This is a genomic window from Rhodococcus sp. DT1 (assembly GCF_049844875.1).
In the GTDB taxonomy this organism is placed as follows: Bacteria; Actinomycetota; Actinomycetes; order Mycobacteriales; family Mycobacteriaceae; genus Rhodococcus.
The window spans coordinates 550932-568332 of sequence record NZ_JBNCLW010000002.1; the positions used below are offsets into that span (position 1 = coordinate 550932).

Sequence of the window (17401 nt, forward strand, 5' to 3'; positions counted from 1 at the left end):
GTTACACGAGCACGCCGCACGAACCCTGGTCCTGCTGCTGCTGCGCTCCTTCCGGGTTCTCCGGGAGCACGTAACTGCCGCCCTCGAGGGTGAGTTCGACGCCGGCGTCGGTGACGGACACAGCGGTCGCCTTCATCCCGAGCGGGTACTGCTGCAGCCCCGAGGTCAGGATCTCCACGATCCCGTCCACGAGCGAGGTCGGCAACCCGAAGCCGAGAACCGAGGCGTCGACCGTCTGGACGGCGACCGCTCCGTCGGTCACGGTGGGCCGCACCGTGAATTCCGCGAGACCGTCCCCGCCGACGACGAACGTCAGCGTCCCGGCGGCGGGATCGGCGGTGACATCGCTGACCAGTCCGCCCACCGACTGCGCTTGCACGGTCGCGAGGATGCCGCTGGTGGGCCACGTGACCTCGGCGCTGGAGCTTCCGATGGTGCCGGCACCCTCCGCGGATTCTCGCAGGTCCACGTTCCGGACGACCGCGTGCACCTGCATCTCCTCGGCTGGGCCGAACGCGGTGTCGTCGCTGTCGAGGGTGACGGACGGAACCTGCTTGTCGACGAGCTGCAACAGGACAGGTTTCCAGCTCAGGTCCACGTCCACACCGGTACCGAGTTCACTCTCGAACGACTGAGCCAGGCAGGTCGTGGCGCGATTGCGGACGTAGACCTCGGCGCCCACGAGTACCGCGACGAGGGCGGCGACGAGAACGACGGCGATCGTGACGAGTCGGGTGCGGTTCCTTTGCGTCATGGTCGAGATTGTTCAGCACAAGTCTGAGGAAGCTATGAGCACACGCACACTCGTTGGCCCGAATCTGTGAGCTACACCACAGGAGTTCGGTAGGCTGGCGACCATGACAGGGTGGGCGGATTCAGAGAGCGGCGCATCCGGGCAGGTCGATCCCGACAGCCTGTTGCGGCAGCTCGCCGTGGCTCAGGCCGGGTATTTCACCGCGCGTCAGGCTACCGGGAACGGCATCGGTACCGACGGCTTCCGGCCCCGCATCGAAGCGGGTCTGTGGATCCGGATCGACACCGACCTGTTTCGGATGAGCGACAGTCCGCAGACGAAGTTCGACGAATTCGCACGGTGGTGTGCCTGGTACGAAGGCGCCGCGGTCGTCTCACACCAGAGCGCCGCCGACCTGCACGGCATGGGGCACCTGCAGCCACGCTTCCTGCACCTGTCCACGCTGGATCAGCGCACGGTCCCGAGCAACCGGCTGGCGCTGCACCATCGGGTGCTGTCGGACCGGGACTGCGAAGTCGTCGGATGTTTCCGTGTCACGACGCCCGCGCGGACCGCTGTGGACCTCGCGGCCGGCGGAGTGTCGCAGGAGGTGCTCGACGAACTCGTGGGAGACGCGATCACACTCGGGCGTGTCGACTCCGACGAACTGCACGCCGCGGTCGCAGGGGAGCCCGCCACCGTGGCCGATCGCATCGCACTCGCATTGCTGTCCGCCGGCTGACCGGCAGCAGTCTCGCTTACACCGGGGCCATCGCGGGGGCGACGACACTCCACGGCACCGACAGCACACAATCGCGCATGCGACGGCGCTGCGCCTGCACCGGCACCCCTTGCTCGCGGAGATGCTCGAGCGTCGCGCGCCACCGAACCCGAGGGCCGAAGGATGCGTACGGAGCGGCCGTGGCCCATGCCCGATCCGCTGCCTGCAACAACTCGTGGATGCCTTCACCCTGGATGTTCCTGTGGATCAAGGCCTTCGGGAGTCGTTCGGCGACATCCGACGGCGTGGACACATGGAAGGGACTCCATGCCAGGGTCAGCGAGAGCGGACCGTCCTCGTCGAGCAGGACCCACGCGCAACGGCGGCCGAGTTCGTCGCAGGTTCCGTCGATGAGCAGCCCGCCGGGGGCAAGTCCGGCTCGTAACTGTGCCCAGGCCGAATCCACCGCATCTTCCGGATACTGCCGAAGCACGTTGAATGCGCGCACGAGGTTCGGGCGTAGTCCCGCGAGTTCGAACCCGCCACGCGCGAACTCCACCCCGTCGCGCCCAGGTACCACCCGGTCGGGATCGATTTCGAGGCCCACCATGCGCACATCGGGGCGCACCGTCCGGAGACGGGCCGCGAACTCCAGCGTGGTGACCGGCATCGCGCCGTAACCCAGATCGACCACCAGGGGATGGGCTGCCTCCGCGAGCGCGCCCACAACGGTGGGGTCGTGCATCGCCCAGCGGTCGCTGCGCCGCAATCTGTTGATCCCGGTGGTGCCGCGAGTGACGACACCGACCGGGCGCTGTCCGCGCACCCCCGGGCTACTGCCGGCCGAGCCAGTCGGTGGTGATCGCCGCTTCGACGGCGAACACCTCGACGAGATTGGTCAAGATCAGGTCTTCGAGTTTTCCGCCGACGAGCGGCAGATGGACTTTTGCTTCGGACGTGGTGCGCAGGGTGGTCCCGTCCTCGTGACCGAAGAGGTCCATCGTGCCGGTCAGTCGCCCGGGGCCGGCCGGCACGGACGCTTCGTAGCGTCCCGAAGAGCACTCGCCGAACGGGCCGTAGCTTTCCGTCCGGGTGATCACCATGTCTTTTTTCATGACGGTCCGGGCAAGATCGGGAAGATCGGCACGCGGGATGACATGGTGCAGCACGACGTGGATGCCGCTCTCGGAAACCGTGAATTCCTCGACGTGATTCTCGGAGTATTTGCGCATCTCGCGGGTGCGCGCTTCCCAGTGGTCGCGGTCGGCGAGCGCCCCGTAGACCCGCTCCGGTGGATACGGGAAGCGGGCAGAGTAGTCGATACGCCGGGACACGGCAGGTCAGGGTACCGCCCGGCCCAGGCTACGACGAAATCGTGGTCGGACCGTCAGGCAGAGCGGTCGCCTTCGAGCCACGACGCGGTGAAGGTCTGTTCCGCGGTGAACAGGCCGACGAGTTCGTCGACGATGAGACCTTCGATCTTGGAGCCCAGGAAAGGGATCTTCACCTCGACCCGGCCCTCGATCACGACCATCGACTCGTTGCCGTCGCCCTGGAGGGTGAAGGTGCCCTCCACGTGTCCGGGCATGCCGTCGACCCGTGCGGAGAACGTGCCCTGCGCGCGGTCACCGGTGAGCGGACCCCACGACTCCTGGCGGTGGATCACGAGGTCGCCCGGCCGGATGCTCGTCACGACGCTCGGCAGTTGCTCGGCCGGAATGGCCTGCTGCAGCGTGAGGTCGATGGTGCCGTCGCCGGTCTCGACCGACTCCACTGCTGCGCCGGGCCCGCCCACCTCCGTCAATCGGGTGTGCCAGTACTGCGGGTCGACGAACGCCGCGTGCACCGCTGCCGGCGAGAACGAGTAGGTCACAGAGTGGTCGATAGGGCTGCCCATGCGGGGCACGCTACCGTTTGCAGGTGCTCGATCCACGACTCAGGGCACGGCTCGCCGACGCGGGGGCCGTGATTTCCGAACATGTACCGCTGTCCACCTTGACGACGCTGCGTCTCGGAGGGCCCGCCGAGTACCTCGTCGAATGCACCTCCACGGACGTGCTGGTGGAGATGATCCGCCTCCTCGACGAGCAGAAGGTGCCTGTTCTGCTGCTTGCCGGCGGCTCCAACCTGGTGATCGGTGACGACGGCTTCGACGGTGTCGTGGTGCGCATCGCGACCGGTGAGATCACCGTGACCGAGTCGGTGGTGCGCGCGGACGCCGGGGCTGTATGGGACGCCGTGGTCGAGGCGGCCGTGACCGCCGGAGTGGGCGGGCTCGAGTGCCTGTCGGGGATTCCCGGATCCGCAGGTGCGACACCGGTGCAGAACGTCGGTGCCTACGGCGTGGAGGTCGGGTCGCTCCTGCGCCGGGTGCGGCTGCTCGACCGTCGCACGGGTGAGACCGGGTGGGTCGAGCCCGCCGCTCTGGGACTCGGCTACCGGACGAGCATTCTCAAGCACTCGGACCACGCCGTCGTCCTGGAAATCGAACTCGACGTGCGCGCCGACGGGATGAGTGCACCGCTCGGGTACCGCGAACTCTCGGTCGCGCTCGGCGCTGAGCAAGGTGAACGCAGACCCACGGCACAGGTCCGCGACCACGTGCTGGGGTTGCGGCGCGGCAAGGGCATGGTGCTCGATCCGGCCGACCACGACACGTGGAGTGCCGGGTCGTTCTTCACCAATCCGGTCGTGCCGGACGAGCGCCTCGGCGGAGTGCTCGAGGCGATCGCTTCTCGCGTCGGACCGGACGTTCGTATTCCGCAGTACCCCGCGGACGGGGGCACGAAGCTGTCGGCGGCGTGGCTCATCGAGCGCGCGGGATTCGCGAAGGGATTTCCCGGGCCGGAGGCGCCCGCGAGCTTATCCACGAAACACACTCTCGCGCTGACCAATCGGGGCGACGCGACGACCGCGGATCTCCTGGCGCTCGCGCGGCAGATCCGTGATCGCGTCGAGGACGTGTTCGGAGTGCGCCTGCACCCCGAACCCGTCACCGTCGGCTGTGAGATCTGAAGCGGACTCGGTCCGCCGGACTACTCCGTGGTGCGGTGAAAACGTCCTGCGCTCGCCTGGTCACGTGGCTTGACGACGATCTGATCGAGATTGACGTGCGACGGCCGTGACGCCACGAAGCCGATGATCTCGGCGATGTCCTGAGCGACGAGGGGGGTGATCCCCTCGTACACCTTGTCGGCACGCTCCTGGTCGCCCTCGAAGCGCACCAAGGAGAACTCCGTCTCGACGGCGCCGGGCGCGATCTCGGTCAGGCGCACGGGCAAGCCGAGCAGTTCGCCGCGCAGCGTCCGGTGCAGTACGGCCTGGGCGTGTTTCGCGGTGGTGTACCCCGAGCCGTTGTCGTACGCCTCCAGCGCCGCAACCGAGGTGATGGTGACGATGAGCCCGTCGCCGGAGGCGATGAGCTTGGGGATGAGCGCCTTGGTGACCCGCAGCGTGCCGAGGACGTTGGTCTCCCACATCCAGCGCCAGTCGTCCTCGTCGGCTTCGGCGACCGTCGCGAGTCCCTTCGCGCCGCCCGCGTTGTTGATCAGGACGTCGACACGGGGAATGACGGTCGTGAAGGCATCGACGGAATCCTCGTCGGTGACGTCCAGTTCGAGTGCGGTGCCACCGATTTCGTCGGCGAGTCGCTCGAGCCGGTCGAGTCGGCGTGCTCCGACCACGACGTGGAACCCCTGGGCAGCGAGGGTGCGTGCGGTGGCCTCGCCGATGCCGGACGATGCTCCGGTGACGACGGCGATGCGGGAATCGGGGGAGATGGTCATGGCTCCGATCGTAATGTCGTGCGAGTCGGGCAGGTCGCCGGACAGGGAACGGCCGGTTTCGGGAGGTAGCGGCAACGAGGACCGGAATCGTCCGGAATAGGGGTCAGGCTCTTGTCATGACTACTTCCACCACGCGTGTCGCCCCGTTCCGCATCGACATTCCCCACAGCGCCCTCGACGACCTCCGTTCTCGCCTCGATCGGGCGCGCCTGCCCACAGCGTTGCCGGGCGACGACTGGTCGACGGGGGTTCCCGTGAGTTACCTCGCCGAGCTCGTCCGCTATTGGCGCAACGAATACGACTGGCGCGCAGCGGAAGCGAAGATCAATGCGCTTCCACAGTTCACCACCGAGATCGACGGCCAACGGATCTGGTTTCTCCACTTCAGGTCCCGGCACGAGAATGCGACACCCCTGCTGCTCACTCACGGGTGGCCGGGATCGGTGCTCGAATTCGTCGGACTCGCGCCCCTCCTGACGGACCCTGCGGACCCAGAGGATGCTTTCCATCTGGTCGTTCCGGCGCTCCCCGGATTCGGATTCTCCGGCCCGACCTCCGAGGGTGGCTGGACTACGGACCGCATCGCGCGGACGTGGGTCGAACTCATGACACGGCTCGGCTACGAACGGTTCGGAACGCACGGCGGAGACCTCGGCGCCGACGTGTCCCCGGAAGTCGGAAGGGTGGCACCGGACCGGGTCATCGGCGTTCATACGAACGGTGGCCCGGGGCCGTACCCCGTTGTGCAGGACGACAACGACCTCGCCGGTCTGACCGAACTCGAACTGCGCCGGGTTGCGGCGGTTCAGGAGTTCATGACCGAGCAGTCCGGCTACTACACCATCCAGGCAACACGTCCTCAGACCCTTGCGTACGGGCTCGTCGACTCGCCGGTAGGGCAACTCGCCTGGATCATCGAGAAGTTTCGCGAATGGACCTGGCCCCGTGAGGCACTTCCGGAGGAGGTGGTGTCCAAGGAGTGGCTGATCACGAACGTGATGTTGTACTCGCTCACCGGTACAGCGGGAAGCGCCGCGTATGTCGGTTACGCGCAGGGCGGGGACGGGGGCTGGGGTGAAGCCAAGCCGAACTCCGGCGTCCCGACCGCGGCGATAGTGTTCGCCGGCGACGTCGGCGTCCGCCGTTTCTCCGAGACGGAGAACACCATCGTCCGGTGGGTCGACGTCGACGACGGCGGCCACTTCGCCGCCCTCGAACAACCCGACCGGCTGGCTGCGGATATGCGTGAGTTCTTCCGGTCGCTGACCTCCACCCGCGTCCGACCTGCGAAGACGGCGGGTCGGCGCTAATGTGAGCGCCCATGACGACCACTCGGGGGCGTTACAGCTCGGGGGAGCAGACCCGTATCCGGCTCGTAGAGGCCGCCGAACGACTCTTCGCGCGTCGTGGTTACGACGGGGTCACCCTCGCGGACATCCGTAAGGCCGCCGGCCAGCACAACTCGTCGGTGATCGGATACTACTTCGGCACGAAGGAAGGGCTGTTGCTGGCGGTGTTCACCCACCGACTTCCTTCGGTGGACTCCGAGCGCGCCGCGCTGCTCGCGGAGATGCTCGCGGAGAAGGGCCGGTTGTCGACGCGGGATGCGTTGTGGGCGATCGTGAAGCCGCTCGCCGGCACGATCGGCCGTAACAACCGTTACGTCGCCCTGCTCGACCGGCTGATGCACAGCGACCGGTTCTGGTGCGACATACCCGGCGCGCATCCGTGCGCGGGGGCGACCGGAAGGGATGCGGATCTCGCTCTCCGGACATCGATCGGGCACCTTCCGGACGACATCGGGACCCAGCGACTGGACCTGGTGTACGGCAGCATCCTCGGACGTCTCGCGCATTACGACCGGCGCGGGCTTCCCCCGACACGGACCGAGTTGACGGCGCTCGTCGACGCGTGGGAGGCGTTGCTCCTCGCTCCGGTCTCGGACGAAACCCACGACGCCCGCCGCGCGTCGTGAACCGTTCGGCCTGCCTACAACTGGACACCCGCCGGTTCGGGCGATAAGTTCGACCCCATGTCGGTCGGCCCTACCTCCACTCCGCGCGTCACATACGTGACCGCCGCGTTGGGATCACGGCTGCCTCTGGCGCGCGAACTCTGTTGTCGCTGCTGCGGAAAGTAACTCCGCGCCGATCCTGATCCCGTTCTCACGGATCTCTTCACCGGACGTGGCCACACGTCGTCGGTATTCGGTGCGTCGACCTTCGTCTTTCGCCCTTCCCGGATGCCGATCACGCCCGGGGCCAGCAGCAAGGAACAGCCGTGAGCGCTCCCACTCTCTCCCCGTCCGCACTTCTCTCTCCGCGCCCGTCCGCACCACGTAGCGGTTCGCGCACCGTCGCACCGGCCCGCAGCCGCACTACGATTCGCACCTCGCAGCAGGTCAGGATCGTGCCACCCGATCTCAAGATCGCCGACGGTACGGGCGCCTCGGTCTTCCGGGTCGCCGCCCAGCGCGGCCCGATCTCCCGCGACATCATCGCGAAGGTCACCGGGTCGAGCATCGCCACCGTCAACCGCCAGGTCTCGGCGCTCCTCGCCGCGGGCCTGCTCCGCGAACGCGCCGACCTCGTCGAGTCCGGTGCGATCGGCCGCCCCCGGGTGCCGGTCGAGGTCGATCACGAGCGGTATCTCACCGTCGGCATCCACATCGGTGCCGTGACCACGGGCATCGTCGCGAGCGATCTGCGCGGGCGCATCATCGGGGCCGTCGAGGTGCCGACCCCGACCGGTGACCAGAACCTCGCGCTCGCGTCGATCACCGCCAGCGCCAGAGCTTTTGCGGCCCGCTGGCACCGTCGGGCGCCCCTGTGGGTCGGCGTCGCGCTGGGAGGCCGCGTCGATTCGGTGACCGGGCTCGCCGACCACCCTCGCCTGGGATGGTCCGGTGCGCGGGTCGGTGCGGTTGTCGGGGGTGGGTTCGGTCTGCCGGTGTCCGTCGCCGCACACGTCGAGGCGATGGCGGCCTCGGAACTTCTTCTGACCCGCGACCGCGACGCCGCCGACCTCAAGGGCACGAGCCTGTACTTCTACGCACGGGAAACGGCCGGCGTCGCCCTCACTTTCGACGGCAAGGTGCACACGCCGGCTGGTGGGCCCGGGTCGATATCGCACTTGCCCACCGGCTCGTCCGCGTCGTGCGCCTGCAATGCCACCGGCTGCCTCGAGGCGACGGTGAGCGACCACGCGGTCGCACAACGGGCGCGCGCCGACGGGATTCTCGGCGACGGCGACGAGACGACCGTCCAGGCCGTGTATCGCCTCGCGCGGGCAGGGTCGGCGCCCGCCCACGATCTGCTCGTCGAGCGGGCCACCGTCCTCGGGCGCACCGTCGGAATGCTCCGGGATCTGTTCAACCCGGACCGCGTGATCCTCGGTGGTCAGGCGTTCACCGAGTACCCGGCCGCGGTGCCGCACGTCGCCGATGCATTCGCTCGGTCGTCGACCCTGCCCCGCAAGGACATCCGCATCACGGGGTTCGGAAACCGGGTGCAGGCGCACGCAGCCGGGGTGGTGTCGCTGAGTTCGCTGTACTCCGACCCGCTCGCCGCCATGCGACGAGCGGCGGGGTAACCCGAACCCGGTTCGCACACGGCCCGTCAGAGCAAGGGGGGTCCGTCCGTGGCGGCGGAGTCCGCTCCCCGCCGGTCCAGTTCGGCTCGGGCCCGGTCGAGACCGCCGTGCTCGAGTGCGGCAAGCCGAGACTCGCCGGACCATACCGTCTTCCCGCGCTCACGCACGGTGACACTCATCGATCCCGCGAGATGTTCGATCGCCCCGGGTACGTTGCGCCGCTCGGCGGGCAGCGGAACCGGGAGTACGTGGGCCGATCCGATGGGTGAGGCCGCCTCGATCTCGATACTCCACCGGCGGTTCCGTCCCTGTAGCGACCAGGTCTCGTCCGTGACGGTGGCCCGCACGGGCGAGGTCACGGGATTGCCCAGTCGCACCACCGGTCCGCCCGGCAGCGCCACGACGACGGCGGTCACCTCGGTACGCAGGGGGCCGGAATGCACCTGGCCGCCGGCGAACGCCACACACGCCTCGGGATCGGCGAATCCCTGCGCCTGTCCCCACCACCACGATTCAGGGAAACCGCCTTTACCCCAGTTCTTTTCGCCGTAGACCTGTGCGCCGTCGAGGTCCCACTTCTCGTCCCCGAGTACCGCGTACCCTTCGGCGCGGGCGCCGAGAAGCCACGGATGCCAATACTGATTCAATGCCGGAACCGTCTGGAACACGCTCGACCCGCCGAATCGGCGCCGGGGCCAGGGGAGGGTGGGGACGATCCGGACGTCGAGTCGCCCGTCCTCACCGAGGTCCATCAGGACACGGTCGGGGTCACCACGGAATGCCGATCCTGCTGTCGCTCCCAGTTGCGCCACGTCCGCTGCTGCTTCGGGATGCGTAGTCGTACGCAGGAATCCGTTGGGATGCGCGGCGAGACCCAGAGTTGCCCAATGCCCGTCGTCGGAGCGGTTGACGCCGCACAGTGCGATGATCACCCGCCCGGTGTCGGGCTGTGTGAACCGCCAGAAGTAGCCCTCCATCGCGACGCCGTGCGCGACGAGGGGGTTGCCGAACGGAAGATCTGCGCCGGTCGCACGATAGCGCTCGAGCAGCGACCTGTTGTTGCTCTCACGCGTCGCTCGGCGTCCTCGATGTTCCATCGGTTCTCCTTCTCGTCGGTACGGCACGTCGTATCTCTAGAGTGGAAGCGAAGTTTCGTGGAGACCGGGCGGAGCCCCCCGCAGCCGGAACCATTCGGTGCCGAACGCGGCCCTCAACTCTTCGTCGCTCATACCCAGCATGGGGCCGAAATCGCCGATCTGCGACTCGTGTGCGTGCATCGCCGCACGTTTGGCGGCGATCGCTGCGGACACGTCGACCGCGGTGGTCAGTTCACTCTCCGGCAGGCCGAATGCGTCGAGGTCCGGCGGCCGCGCGCCCTCCGCCATGTCGGGGATCGCCGCGAACAGCCGCTTCAGGTGGTCACGGTTCATGGAGGACTCGTACACGGCGTGATGCCCGGTCTGTGCCTCCGCCCGGACACCGACGCGGTGCACCTGAATGTGATCGGGGTGCCCGTACCCCCCGTTCGGGTCGTAGATCGTCACCACGTCGGCACGCTCCTCCTCGATCACGGCTGCGAGGCGCGCCGCCGCCTCCTCGACGTCGACGCGAGCGAACGCGCCGGGGGCATCGTTGGCCGGTGTGCCCGCCATCCCCGAGTCCGCGTACCCGAAAGTGACCAGCCGCGACACTCCGAGGGCCTCGGCGGAACGTTCGACTTCGCGGATCCGTCGGTCGGCGAGGCTCTCTCCCGGGGCGAGCAGCCCGTCCGGGTGCTCGCCTTGTGCACCGTCGGTGGCAACGACGAGTACGACCCGGTGCCCCGCGTCGGCCGCCAGCCGCATCGCACCGCCTGTGGTGAACACCTCGTCGTCGGGGTGCGCGTGAAAGCATAAGAGGACGCCCATACCGTGAATGCTGGCACGGATAACTGTTCCGTGGGGTTACCCGGGCCGGAAGCGACCCGGGACGGCGAGGGCCGGGCATATCGACATCCCATCAGAGAAGAGAACGAGAGCACACGTGTCACAGAGGCTGGGCGGCTCGTACCGCGAGTTGTTCACCGCGCCGGGATCGGTGGCGTTCTGCGCGGCCGGATTCGTGGCGCGGTTGCCGATCGCAATGGTCGGAATCGGAATCGTCACCATGTTCTCGCAGCTGCGAGGCAATTACGGACTCGGCGGCGCGTTGTCCGCAGTGTTCGCCTTGTCGTACGCGTTGTTCACACCGCTGGTGTCGCGGGCCGTGGACCGGCACGGGCAACGCCGGGTACTGCCCGCTGCCGCGGTCGTCAGCGCCACGGCGATCGTCGCAATGCTCGCGGGCGTGCGCCTCGAGGCTCCCGTCGCGTTGCTGTTCGTGTGTGCGCTCCCCGCCGGTCTGATGCCTACGATCGGCGCGATGGTCCGCGCACGATGGACCGAGTTGTACGGCGGTACGGCCCGGCTCCGGACGGCGTTCGCGCTGGAAGCGGTGATCGACGAGGTGTGTTTCATCGTCGGCCCGGTGCTGTCGGTGGGGCTCGGAGTGGCGGTGTTTCCCGAAGCCGGCCCGCTGCTCGCCGCGATCCTGCTGCTCGTCGGAACCTTCACCCTCGCGGGGCTGCGAAAGACCGAACCGCCCGTGCATCGGCACCGCTCGGACACGCCCGGCGTCAAGCTGCTCCGCTTGCCCGCGTTGCTGGCGATCATCGCGATGATGGTCGCGATCGGTGTGGTCTTCGCTGTGATCGACGTCGTTGCGGTCGCGTTCACCGCCGAGCGGGACGCGCCCGGCGCCGCGACCTTCGTGATCGCGCTGTTCGCGACGGGCTCGGCCCTGAGCGGCCTGGTGTTCGGGTCGCGGGTGGCGCATTCCGCGCCGGCACGGCAGTTGCTCATCGCGACGGCGGCGCTGTCCGTCCTGCTGTGGCCGCTGCTGCTCGCCGGCACGGTTCCCGTCCTCGCGGTGCTCTATCTGATGGCGGGCTGCGCGATCTCGCCGGCCATGATCGTCGCCACCTCCCTGACTCAGCAGATCGTGCCCGCGCGTCAGCTCACGGAGAGCATCACGTGGACCGTCGCGGGCCTCGGCGTCGGTGTGGCCCTGGGGTCGGCGGCAGTCGGCCAGGTCATCGATCACGTCGGCGTCACCGCGGGGTTCGGAGTCGGTATCGCCGCAGGTCTGGTCGCTGTGGCCTGCGCCACGGGGATCCATCTGCGGTCCCGGATACAGTGACGCGCATGACAGTCCGCGAAGTCCTCAGCGCCGACGGCACCCCACTCGTGTACCGCGCGTTCGGCCCCGCCGATGCGCCACCGCTCGTGCTCCTGCACGGCTGGGCGCAGTCCTCGACATGCTGGGGCGACGGCGTCCTCGACGCGCTCGCCCGGAACTTCCGGGTGATCGCCGTGGACCTTCGCGGCCACGGATACTCGGGGGCACCCGAGCGCGGTTACGACGACAGCAAGGCCTGGGCCGGAGACGTCGATGCTGTGTTCGCCGCGGAGGGCGTGTCCGAGCGCAACCCCGCCCTCCTGCTCGGCTGGTCCTACGGCGGCCTCGTGATCTGCGACTATCTCGCTGCGCACGGTTCCGCCGCCGTCGCCGCCGTCATCCTGGTCGGCGCGGTCACGAGCCTCGGCCGCGGCGAGAAGGGCGGGCGGGTCGGCCCCTCGATGCGTGCCGCGATCCCGGGTGCGATGTCGGAGGACCCGCGCGACGCAGTGAGCGCGCTGGGCTCGTTCGGGAACGCCCTGACCGGTGCGGCCGAAGGCACGGGAGTCGCGTCGCAAGCCCTGCTCGGCGCGAGTCTGAGTACCCCGCCGCGCGTTCGCTCCGCGCTGTTCGCCCGGACCGTGAGCAACGACGACCTGCTGTCGGACCTCGAGGTGCCGGTGCTCGTGCTCCACGGTTCGGACGACTCGGTGGTCGACGTCTCGGCCGCGCACCACGTCGCCTCGCTGGTGCCGCGCGGGACCACCTCCATCTGGGACGGAGTCGGCCACGGACCGTTCGTCGAGGATCCGGACCGGTTCGTCGACGAGGTGACGCGGTTCGCGCAGTCCCGATAGCGGCAGTGCCCGGAGGGGCGCCGACGGCGCTCGTGCACGAGGTCGCTGCTCGCGTCGATCTGCCGCAGGGCAGTATGGAGGGGTGACCTCCCAGCCCAGCCGTCCGCAACGCGTGGCCGTGATCTCGGTTCACACCTCCCCGCTGGCGCAGCCCGGCACAGGGGACGCGGGAGGCATGAACGTATACGTCTTGCAGACCGCGATCCAGCTCGCACGTCGCGGTATCGAGGTGGAGATCTTCACCCGGGCCACGTCGTCGTCGGATCCTGCCGTGCAGCAGGCCGCGCCCGGCGTCCTGGTCCGCAACATCGCGGCGGGGCCGTTCGAGGGCCTCGACAAACACGACCTGCCCACCCAGCTGTGCGCGTTCGCGGCTGGAGTGCTCCGCGAGGAAGCGCGTCACCCGCAGGGGTACTACGACCTGGTCCACTCTCACTACTGGCTCTCCGGTCAGGTGGGCTGGCTCGCGCGCGACCGGTGGGGCGTGCCGCTGGTCCACACCGCGCACACCCTGGCAGCGGTCAAGAATGCGTCGCTCGCCGCCGGCGACACCCCGGAGCCCGCCGCCCGCCAGATCGGCGAACAACAGGTCGTCGCCGAAGCCGACCGCATGGTCGCGAACACCGCCGACGAAGCGGCCCAGCTCGTGCGGATCTACGGGGCCGACCCGTCGCGCATCGACGTGGTGGCTCCGGGGGCCGACCTGTCGCGCTACCGCCCCGGCGACCGCGACGCGGCGCGTGCGGAACTCGGGCTCGATCCCCGTGAGACCGTCGTGACCTTCGTCGGACGCATCCAGCCGCTCAAGGCGCCGGATGTGCTTCTTCGGGCGGCCGCGCGTGCCGTCGCCGACGCCCCGGATCTTCCGCTGAGGGTGCTCGTCGTCGGCGGACCGTCCGGTACCGGGCTGGAACGTCCTGATGCGCTGATCGAGCTGGCCTCCGAACTGGGCATCGCCTCGCGTGTCACCTTTCTGCCACCCCAGCCGGCCGACCGCCTCGCGCAGGTATACCGCGCGTCCGATCTCGTTGCGGTGCCGAGCTATTCGGAATCTTTCGGTCTCGTGGCCATCGAAGCGCAGGCATGCGGCGTTCCGGTGCTCGCGGCGAACGTGGGCGGACTCGGCGTCGCGGTCCGCGACGGGCAGACCGGTGTGCTCGTCGACGGGCACCGCACCGACGACTGGGCGGCGGCCCTACGGTCGCTCGTGAGCGACCCCGGGCGGTTGCGAACTCTCGCGGCCGCAGCGCCGAAGCATGCCGAGGGCTTTTCCTGGGAACACACGGCAGAAGGATTGATCGACAGCTACCGGAAGGCAGGCATGAGACGAAACCGGGCGTTCGGGACGAGCGAGCACGCACTGCGACGGCAGCGCGGGCTGTGGAAGCTGCGGCGCACCGGGGGAGTCAAGGCATGACCGAGCAGTTGATCGAACGCATCGAATCCACCTTGCGGGACCGGGAAATCGACTTCTCCCGCAAAGAAGGCGGTCATGTCGTCGTCGACCTGCCGGGCGAGAACAAACTCAAGACCACGGTTCTGCTCTCGGCAGGCAACCATGGCGTGCGCGTCGAGGCGTTCGTCTGCCGCAAGCCCGACGAGAACTTCGAAGAAGTCTTCCGGTATCTGCTGCGCCGGAACCGCCGCCTCTACGGGGTGGCGTACACGCTCGACAAAGCGGGCGACATCTACCTCGTCGGGCGGATCGCCGAGCATGCCGTGACCCCCGAGGAACTCGACGCGGTACTCGGACAGGTCCTCGAAGCCGCGGATTACGACTTCAACATCATCGTGGGTCTCGGTTTCGTCTCGTCGATCAAGCGGGAGTGGGAGTGGCGCGTCTCGCGCGGCGAACCGTTGCGCAATCTGGAGCCGTTCCGGCACCTGATCGAGGAGCAGACCGGTACTCCTTTCGACCCCGCACCGCGCAACAACGAGGCCGGAACCGACTCCACCGAGCCGTGATCCGCGCCCGTTTTGCGAGGCATGCGGTGGTCCTTTCTGTGACGCTGCACACATAACGGCGGCGTGAACCCGATTCCTCGGGCCGCGCATTTTCCGCTCGACCTGGGAAGTTACCTTCCTGTGTCCGAATTTCCTGAACGTCCGTGCAAGAAAACTGCGACGTGACCGCTCCGTGATGAGCGCTTACCGTCGTTGTAGGCCCGAAATCAACGGGCGTTACGCACCGGCCCCGCCGCAGCTTTCTGCCCCGCGGGTTGTTCGGATTCACAAGCTCAGGGCAGAGCGAGACACGCGATCACCGGAGCGGCACCGACCGACCGGATTGCCCGGCATATGCCGTCTCGCGAGCAACGCCACGAGAGGATTCATTTCACATGGCAAAGTTCGACATCAAGCGCACCCTCGGTACCGTTGCCGCCACCGCAGCACTCGTCGCCACCCCCTTCGCCTTGGGTACCGGAACGGCGAACGCAGCGTCCGGTAACTGGGATGCCGTCGCGCAGTGCGAGAGCGGCGGAAACTGGGCGATCAACACCGGAAACGGCTACTACGGCGGTCTGCAGTTCTCGCAGAGCACCTGGGAGGCCTACGGCGGTACGGGCTACGCGCACAACGCGTCTCGTGAGGAGCAGATCCGCATCGCGGAGAACGTGCTCGCGGGCCAGGGTCCGGGCGCATGGCCGGTCTGCGGCCAGTACCTCTGATCCTCGGATCGAGAGCGCACAACCCAGCTTGTGACGAGCCCTGCACGCGAAATAGTTCGCGTGCAGGGCTTTTCGTCCTTTTTCAGGCTCGGTGTCTTCCGGTGATCAGGGCCACGATTCTGCTGTGAGGTCTCTCACAGTCGTGCGGTATCGTTGCCCCGACGGTACGGCACCTGCGTGCCCTCGAGATCCGCTCGGAGGAGAACACATGAGTTTCCGCAGCCCTTTTCCCGACGTCGAGATACCCGACCTCAGCGTCTACGACTTCCTCTTCGGGTCCATCGACGAGGCCGATCTCGATCGGCCCGCGCTGATCGACGGCCCGTCCGGGGACGTGACCGACTATCGCACCCTCATCGGTCAGGTCGACGGGATCGCCGGTGCGCTCGCCGCCCGGGGTATCGCGGTCGGAGACGTCGTGGGCCTGCTCTCACCCAACGTTCCGGCGTTTGCCTCCGTATTCCACGGCATCCTGCGTGCCGGTGCCACCGCCACTACGATCAACGCGCTGTACACCGCCGCGGACATCGTCAAGCAACTCGAAGACTCCGAGGCCAAGGCTCTCGTGACGGTCTCGCCGCTCCTGCCGCAGGCAGCGGAAGCGGCGAAGGCTGTGGGAATCCCCGACGACATGCTCATCGTTCTCGATGGCGCAGAGGGTCATCCGTCGCTCAGGGACCTGCTCGCCGAGCGCGCTGCGGCTCCCGACGTGAGCTTCGATCCGGCGACGCATCTTGCTGTGCTGCCGTATTCCTCCGGCACCACCGGCCGCCCCAAGGGCGTCATGCTGACACACCGCAACCTGGTCGCCAATGTGTGCCAGATCAATCCGCGCATGGGGATCGGACCGCAGGACAGGGTGCTGGCGGTGCTGCCGTTCTTCCATATCTACGGCATGACTGTGCTCCTCAATGCGGCCTTGTCGAATCGGGCAGCGCTGGTGACGATGCCGAAATTCGACCTGGTCGAGTTCCTCGGTCTCATCGCCGACCGCAAATGCACCTACGTGTTCATCGCCCCGCCGGTCGCGGTGGCGCTCGCGAAGCATCCGCTGGTGGACCAGTACGACCTCTCGAGTATCCACACCGTGTTCTCCGGCGCGGCGCCGCTCGACAAGGCGCTGGGCGGTGCGGTCGCGGCGCGGCTCGGCTGCAACGTCCGGCAGGGTTACGGAATGTCCGAGATGAGTCCGGTGTCGCACGCAATCCCGTTCTCGGACAACGAGACCGAACTGGATTCTGTCGGGCCGGCGGTCGCCAACATGGAATGCAAGATCGTCGATCCCGTGACCGGTGAGGAAGTCGAGTACCCCACCGGCGAAGGAGTCTCCGAGCCTGGCGAACTGTGGTGCAAGGGCCCCAACATCATGGCCGGATACCTGAAGAACGACGAGGCGACCGCCGAGACTCTCGATGCGGACGGGTACCTGCACACCGGGGACATCGCGACCGTGGATGCGCAGGGGGCCGTCAGGATCGTCGATCGGCTGAAAGAACTCATCAAGTACAAGGGCTATCAGGTGCCGCCCGCCGAACTCGAGGCGTTGCTGCTGACCCATCCGCAGATCGCGGATGCTGCCGTGATCGGTGTCACCGACGACGAGGGCGAAGAGATTCCGAAGGCGTTCGTTGTGCGGCAGCCCGATTCGTCTCTCACGGAGCAGGACGTGATCGAGTTCGTCGCCGAGCGCGTGTCTCCGCACAAGAAGGTCCGGCAGGTGCAGTTCATCGACGTGGTGCCGAAATCTGCCGCGGGCAAGATTCTCCGTAAGGATCTGCGCGTCCCGTCCGCGTAGGAACCGGAACGGGACAGGGTCCGGACGCGCGTGCGACCCCTCGTCGCTGCGTCCG

At 67.9% G+C, this 17401-nt stretch carries 17 protein-coding genes and 1 pseudogene; 11 read left to right on the top strand and 7 right to left on the bottom strand.

The genetic code is table 11. The features are described 5' to 3' along the window. Position 1: 1 nt before the first annotated feature. Positions 2 to 754, bottom strand: coding sequence for an LmeA family phospholipid-binding protein (locus ACLQ3J_RS06830; protein ID WP_169651286.1), 753 nt, complete (start codon positions 752 to 754; stop codon positions 2 to 4). A gap of 103 nt (positions 755 to 857) precedes the next feature. Between ACLQ3J_RS06830 and ACLQ3J_RS06835 the strand changes: the two genes are divergently transcribed. Beyond that, positions 858 to 1475 carry a type IV toxin-antitoxin system AbiEi family antitoxin domain-containing protein gene (locus tag ACLQ3J_RS06835; RefSeq protein WP_169619364.1) on the top strand — a complete coding sequence of 206 codons (618 nt, stop codon included), beginning with the start codon at positions 858 to 860 and terminating at the stop codon, positions 1473 to 1475. A 16-nt stretch (positions 1476 to 1491) separates the two neighbouring features. On the opposite strand, the gene ACLQ3J_RS06840 is transcribed toward ACLQ3J_RS06835, so the two are convergent. Genes ACLQ3J_RS06840 through ACLQ3J_RS06850 form a run of 3 tightly spaced genes read right to left on the bottom strand, consistent with a single transcriptional unit; the run spans position 1492 to position 3351 of the window. Further along, positions 1492 to 2280 (bottom strand): class I SAM-dependent methyltransferase, encoded by a 789-nt coding sequence (locus ACLQ3J_RS06840; RefSeq protein WP_169651285.1) that lies wholly within the window; start codon positions 2278 to 2280, stop codon positions 1492 to 1494. Positions 2281 to 2287: 7 nt separating this feature from the next. Then, positions 2288 to 2788, bottom strand: coding sequence for a DUF2505 domain-containing protein (locus ACLQ3J_RS06845; RefSeq protein ID WP_378528535.1), 501 nt, complete (start codon positions 2786 to 2788; stop codon positions 2288 to 2290). Positions 2789 to 2841: 53 nt separating this feature from the next. Beyond that, positions 2842 to 3351, bottom strand: a complete 510-nt coding sequence (locus ACLQ3J_RS06850; RefSeq protein WP_169619370.1) for a DUF2505 domain-containing protein — start codon at positions 3349 to 3351, stop codon at positions 2842 to 2844. A gap of 71 nt (positions 3352 to 3422) precedes the next feature. Between ACLQ3J_RS06850 and ACLQ3J_RS06855 the strand changes: the two genes are divergently transcribed. Then, positions 3423 to 4469, top strand: a complete 1047-nt coding sequence (locus ACLQ3J_RS06855; protein WP_425902758.1) for a UDP-N-acetylmuramate dehydrogenase — start codon at positions 3423 to 3425, stop codon at positions 4467 to 4469. A gap of 20 nt (positions 4470 to 4489) precedes the next feature. Here ACLQ3J_RS06855 and ACLQ3J_RS06860 read toward each other — a convergent pair whose 3' ends face one another. Continuing rightward, positions 4490 to 5239, bottom strand: coding sequence for an SDR family NAD(P)-dependent oxidoreductase (locus tag ACLQ3J_RS06860; RefSeq protein WP_169619372.1), 750 nt, complete (start codon positions 5237 to 5239; stop codon positions 4490 to 4492). A 116-nt stretch (positions 5240 to 5355) separates the two neighbouring features. On the opposite strand from ACLQ3J_RS06860, the gene ACLQ3J_RS06865 reads away from it, so the two are divergent. From ACLQ3J_RS06865 to ACLQ3J_RS06875, 3 genes are all read left to right on the top strand, one after another. Beyond that, on the top strand, positions 5356 to 6549 hold the full coding sequence (locus tag ACLQ3J_RS06865) for an epoxide hydrolase family protein (protein ID WP_425902637.1): 1194 nt from the start codon (positions 5356 to 5358) through the stop codon (positions 6547 to 6549). 11 nt (positions 6550 to 6560) lie between these two features. After that, on the top strand, positions 6561 to 7214 hold the full coding sequence (locus ACLQ3J_RS06870; protein WP_425902638.1) for a TetR/AcrR family transcriptional regulator: 654 nt from the start codon (positions 6561 to 6563) through the stop codon (positions 7212 to 7214). 305 nt (positions 7215 to 7519) lie between these two features. Then, entirely contained in the window at positions 7520 to 8830 is a 1311-nt protein-coding gene (locus ACLQ3J_RS06875; RefSeq protein ID WP_425902639.1) for an ROK family protein, read from the top strand. A gap of 26 nt (positions 8831 to 8856) precedes the next feature. Here ACLQ3J_RS06875 and ACLQ3J_RS06880 read toward each other — a convergent pair whose 3' ends face one another. Both ACLQ3J_RS06880 and ACLQ3J_RS06885 read right to left on the bottom strand, forming a co-directional pair. Continuing rightward, positions 8857 to 9927, bottom strand: a complete 1071-nt coding sequence (locus ACLQ3J_RS06880; RefSeq protein WP_296549444.1) for a tocopherol cyclase family protein — start codon at positions 9925 to 9927, stop codon at positions 8857 to 8859. 36 nt (positions 9928 to 9963) lie between these two features. Beyond that, positions 9964 to 10737 (bottom strand): PIG-L family deacetylase, encoded by a 774-nt coding sequence (locus tag ACLQ3J_RS06885; protein WP_296549445.1) that lies wholly within the window; start codon positions 10735 to 10737, stop codon positions 9964 to 9966. A gap of 127 nt (positions 10738 to 10864) precedes the next feature. Here ACLQ3J_RS06885 and ACLQ3J_RS06890 point away from each other — a divergent pair, with 127 nt between their 5' ends. The 6 genes and pseudogenes from ACLQ3J_RS06890 (at position 10865) to ACLQ3J_RS06915 (ending at position 17346) form a co-directional block, all read left to right on the top strand. Then, the gene (locus ACLQ3J_RS06890; RefSeq protein ID WP_240951929.1) at positions 10865 to 12046 is read left to right on the top strand and encodes an MFS transporter; all 1182 of its coding nucleotides are present in this window, start codon (positions 10865 to 10867) and stop codon (positions 12044 to 12046) included. A gap of 5 nt (positions 12047 to 12051) precedes the next feature. Further along, a complete protein-coding gene (locus ACLQ3J_RS06895; RefSeq protein WP_169619384.1) occupies positions 12052 to 12882 on the top strand; it encodes an alpha/beta fold hydrolase in 831 nt (276 codons plus the stop codon). A gap of 82 nt (positions 12883 to 12964) precedes the next feature. Continuing rightward, positions 12965 to 14299 carry a D-inositol-3-phosphate glycosyltransferase gene (mshA, locus tag ACLQ3J_RS06900; protein ID WP_169651279.1) on the top strand — a complete coding sequence of 445 codons (1335 nt, stop codon included), beginning with the start codon at positions 12965 to 12967 and terminating at the stop codon, positions 14297 to 14299. Beyond that, the gene (locus ACLQ3J_RS06905) at positions 14296 to 14847 is read left to right on the top strand and encodes a YbjN domain-containing protein (protein WP_422425178.1); all 552 of its coding nucleotides are present in this window, start codon (positions 14296 to 14298) and stop codon (positions 14845 to 14847) included. The genes mshA and ACLQ3J_RS06905 overlap by 4 nt, the downstream gene beginning before the upstream one ends. Positions 14848 to 15221: 374 nt before the next feature. Further along, positions 15222 to 15548: pseudogene (locus ACLQ3J_RS06910) on the top strand (transglycosylase family protein); the annotation flags it as partial. Positions 15549 to 15759: 211 nt separating this feature from the next. Beyond that, positions 15760 to 17346: a 4-coumarate--CoA ligase family protein gene (locus ACLQ3J_RS06915; RefSeq protein WP_169619392.1), complete on the top strand. Its 1587-nt coding sequence runs from the start codon at positions 15760 to 15762 to the stop codon at positions 17344 to 17346. Positions 17347 to 17401 lie beyond the last annotated feature (55 nt).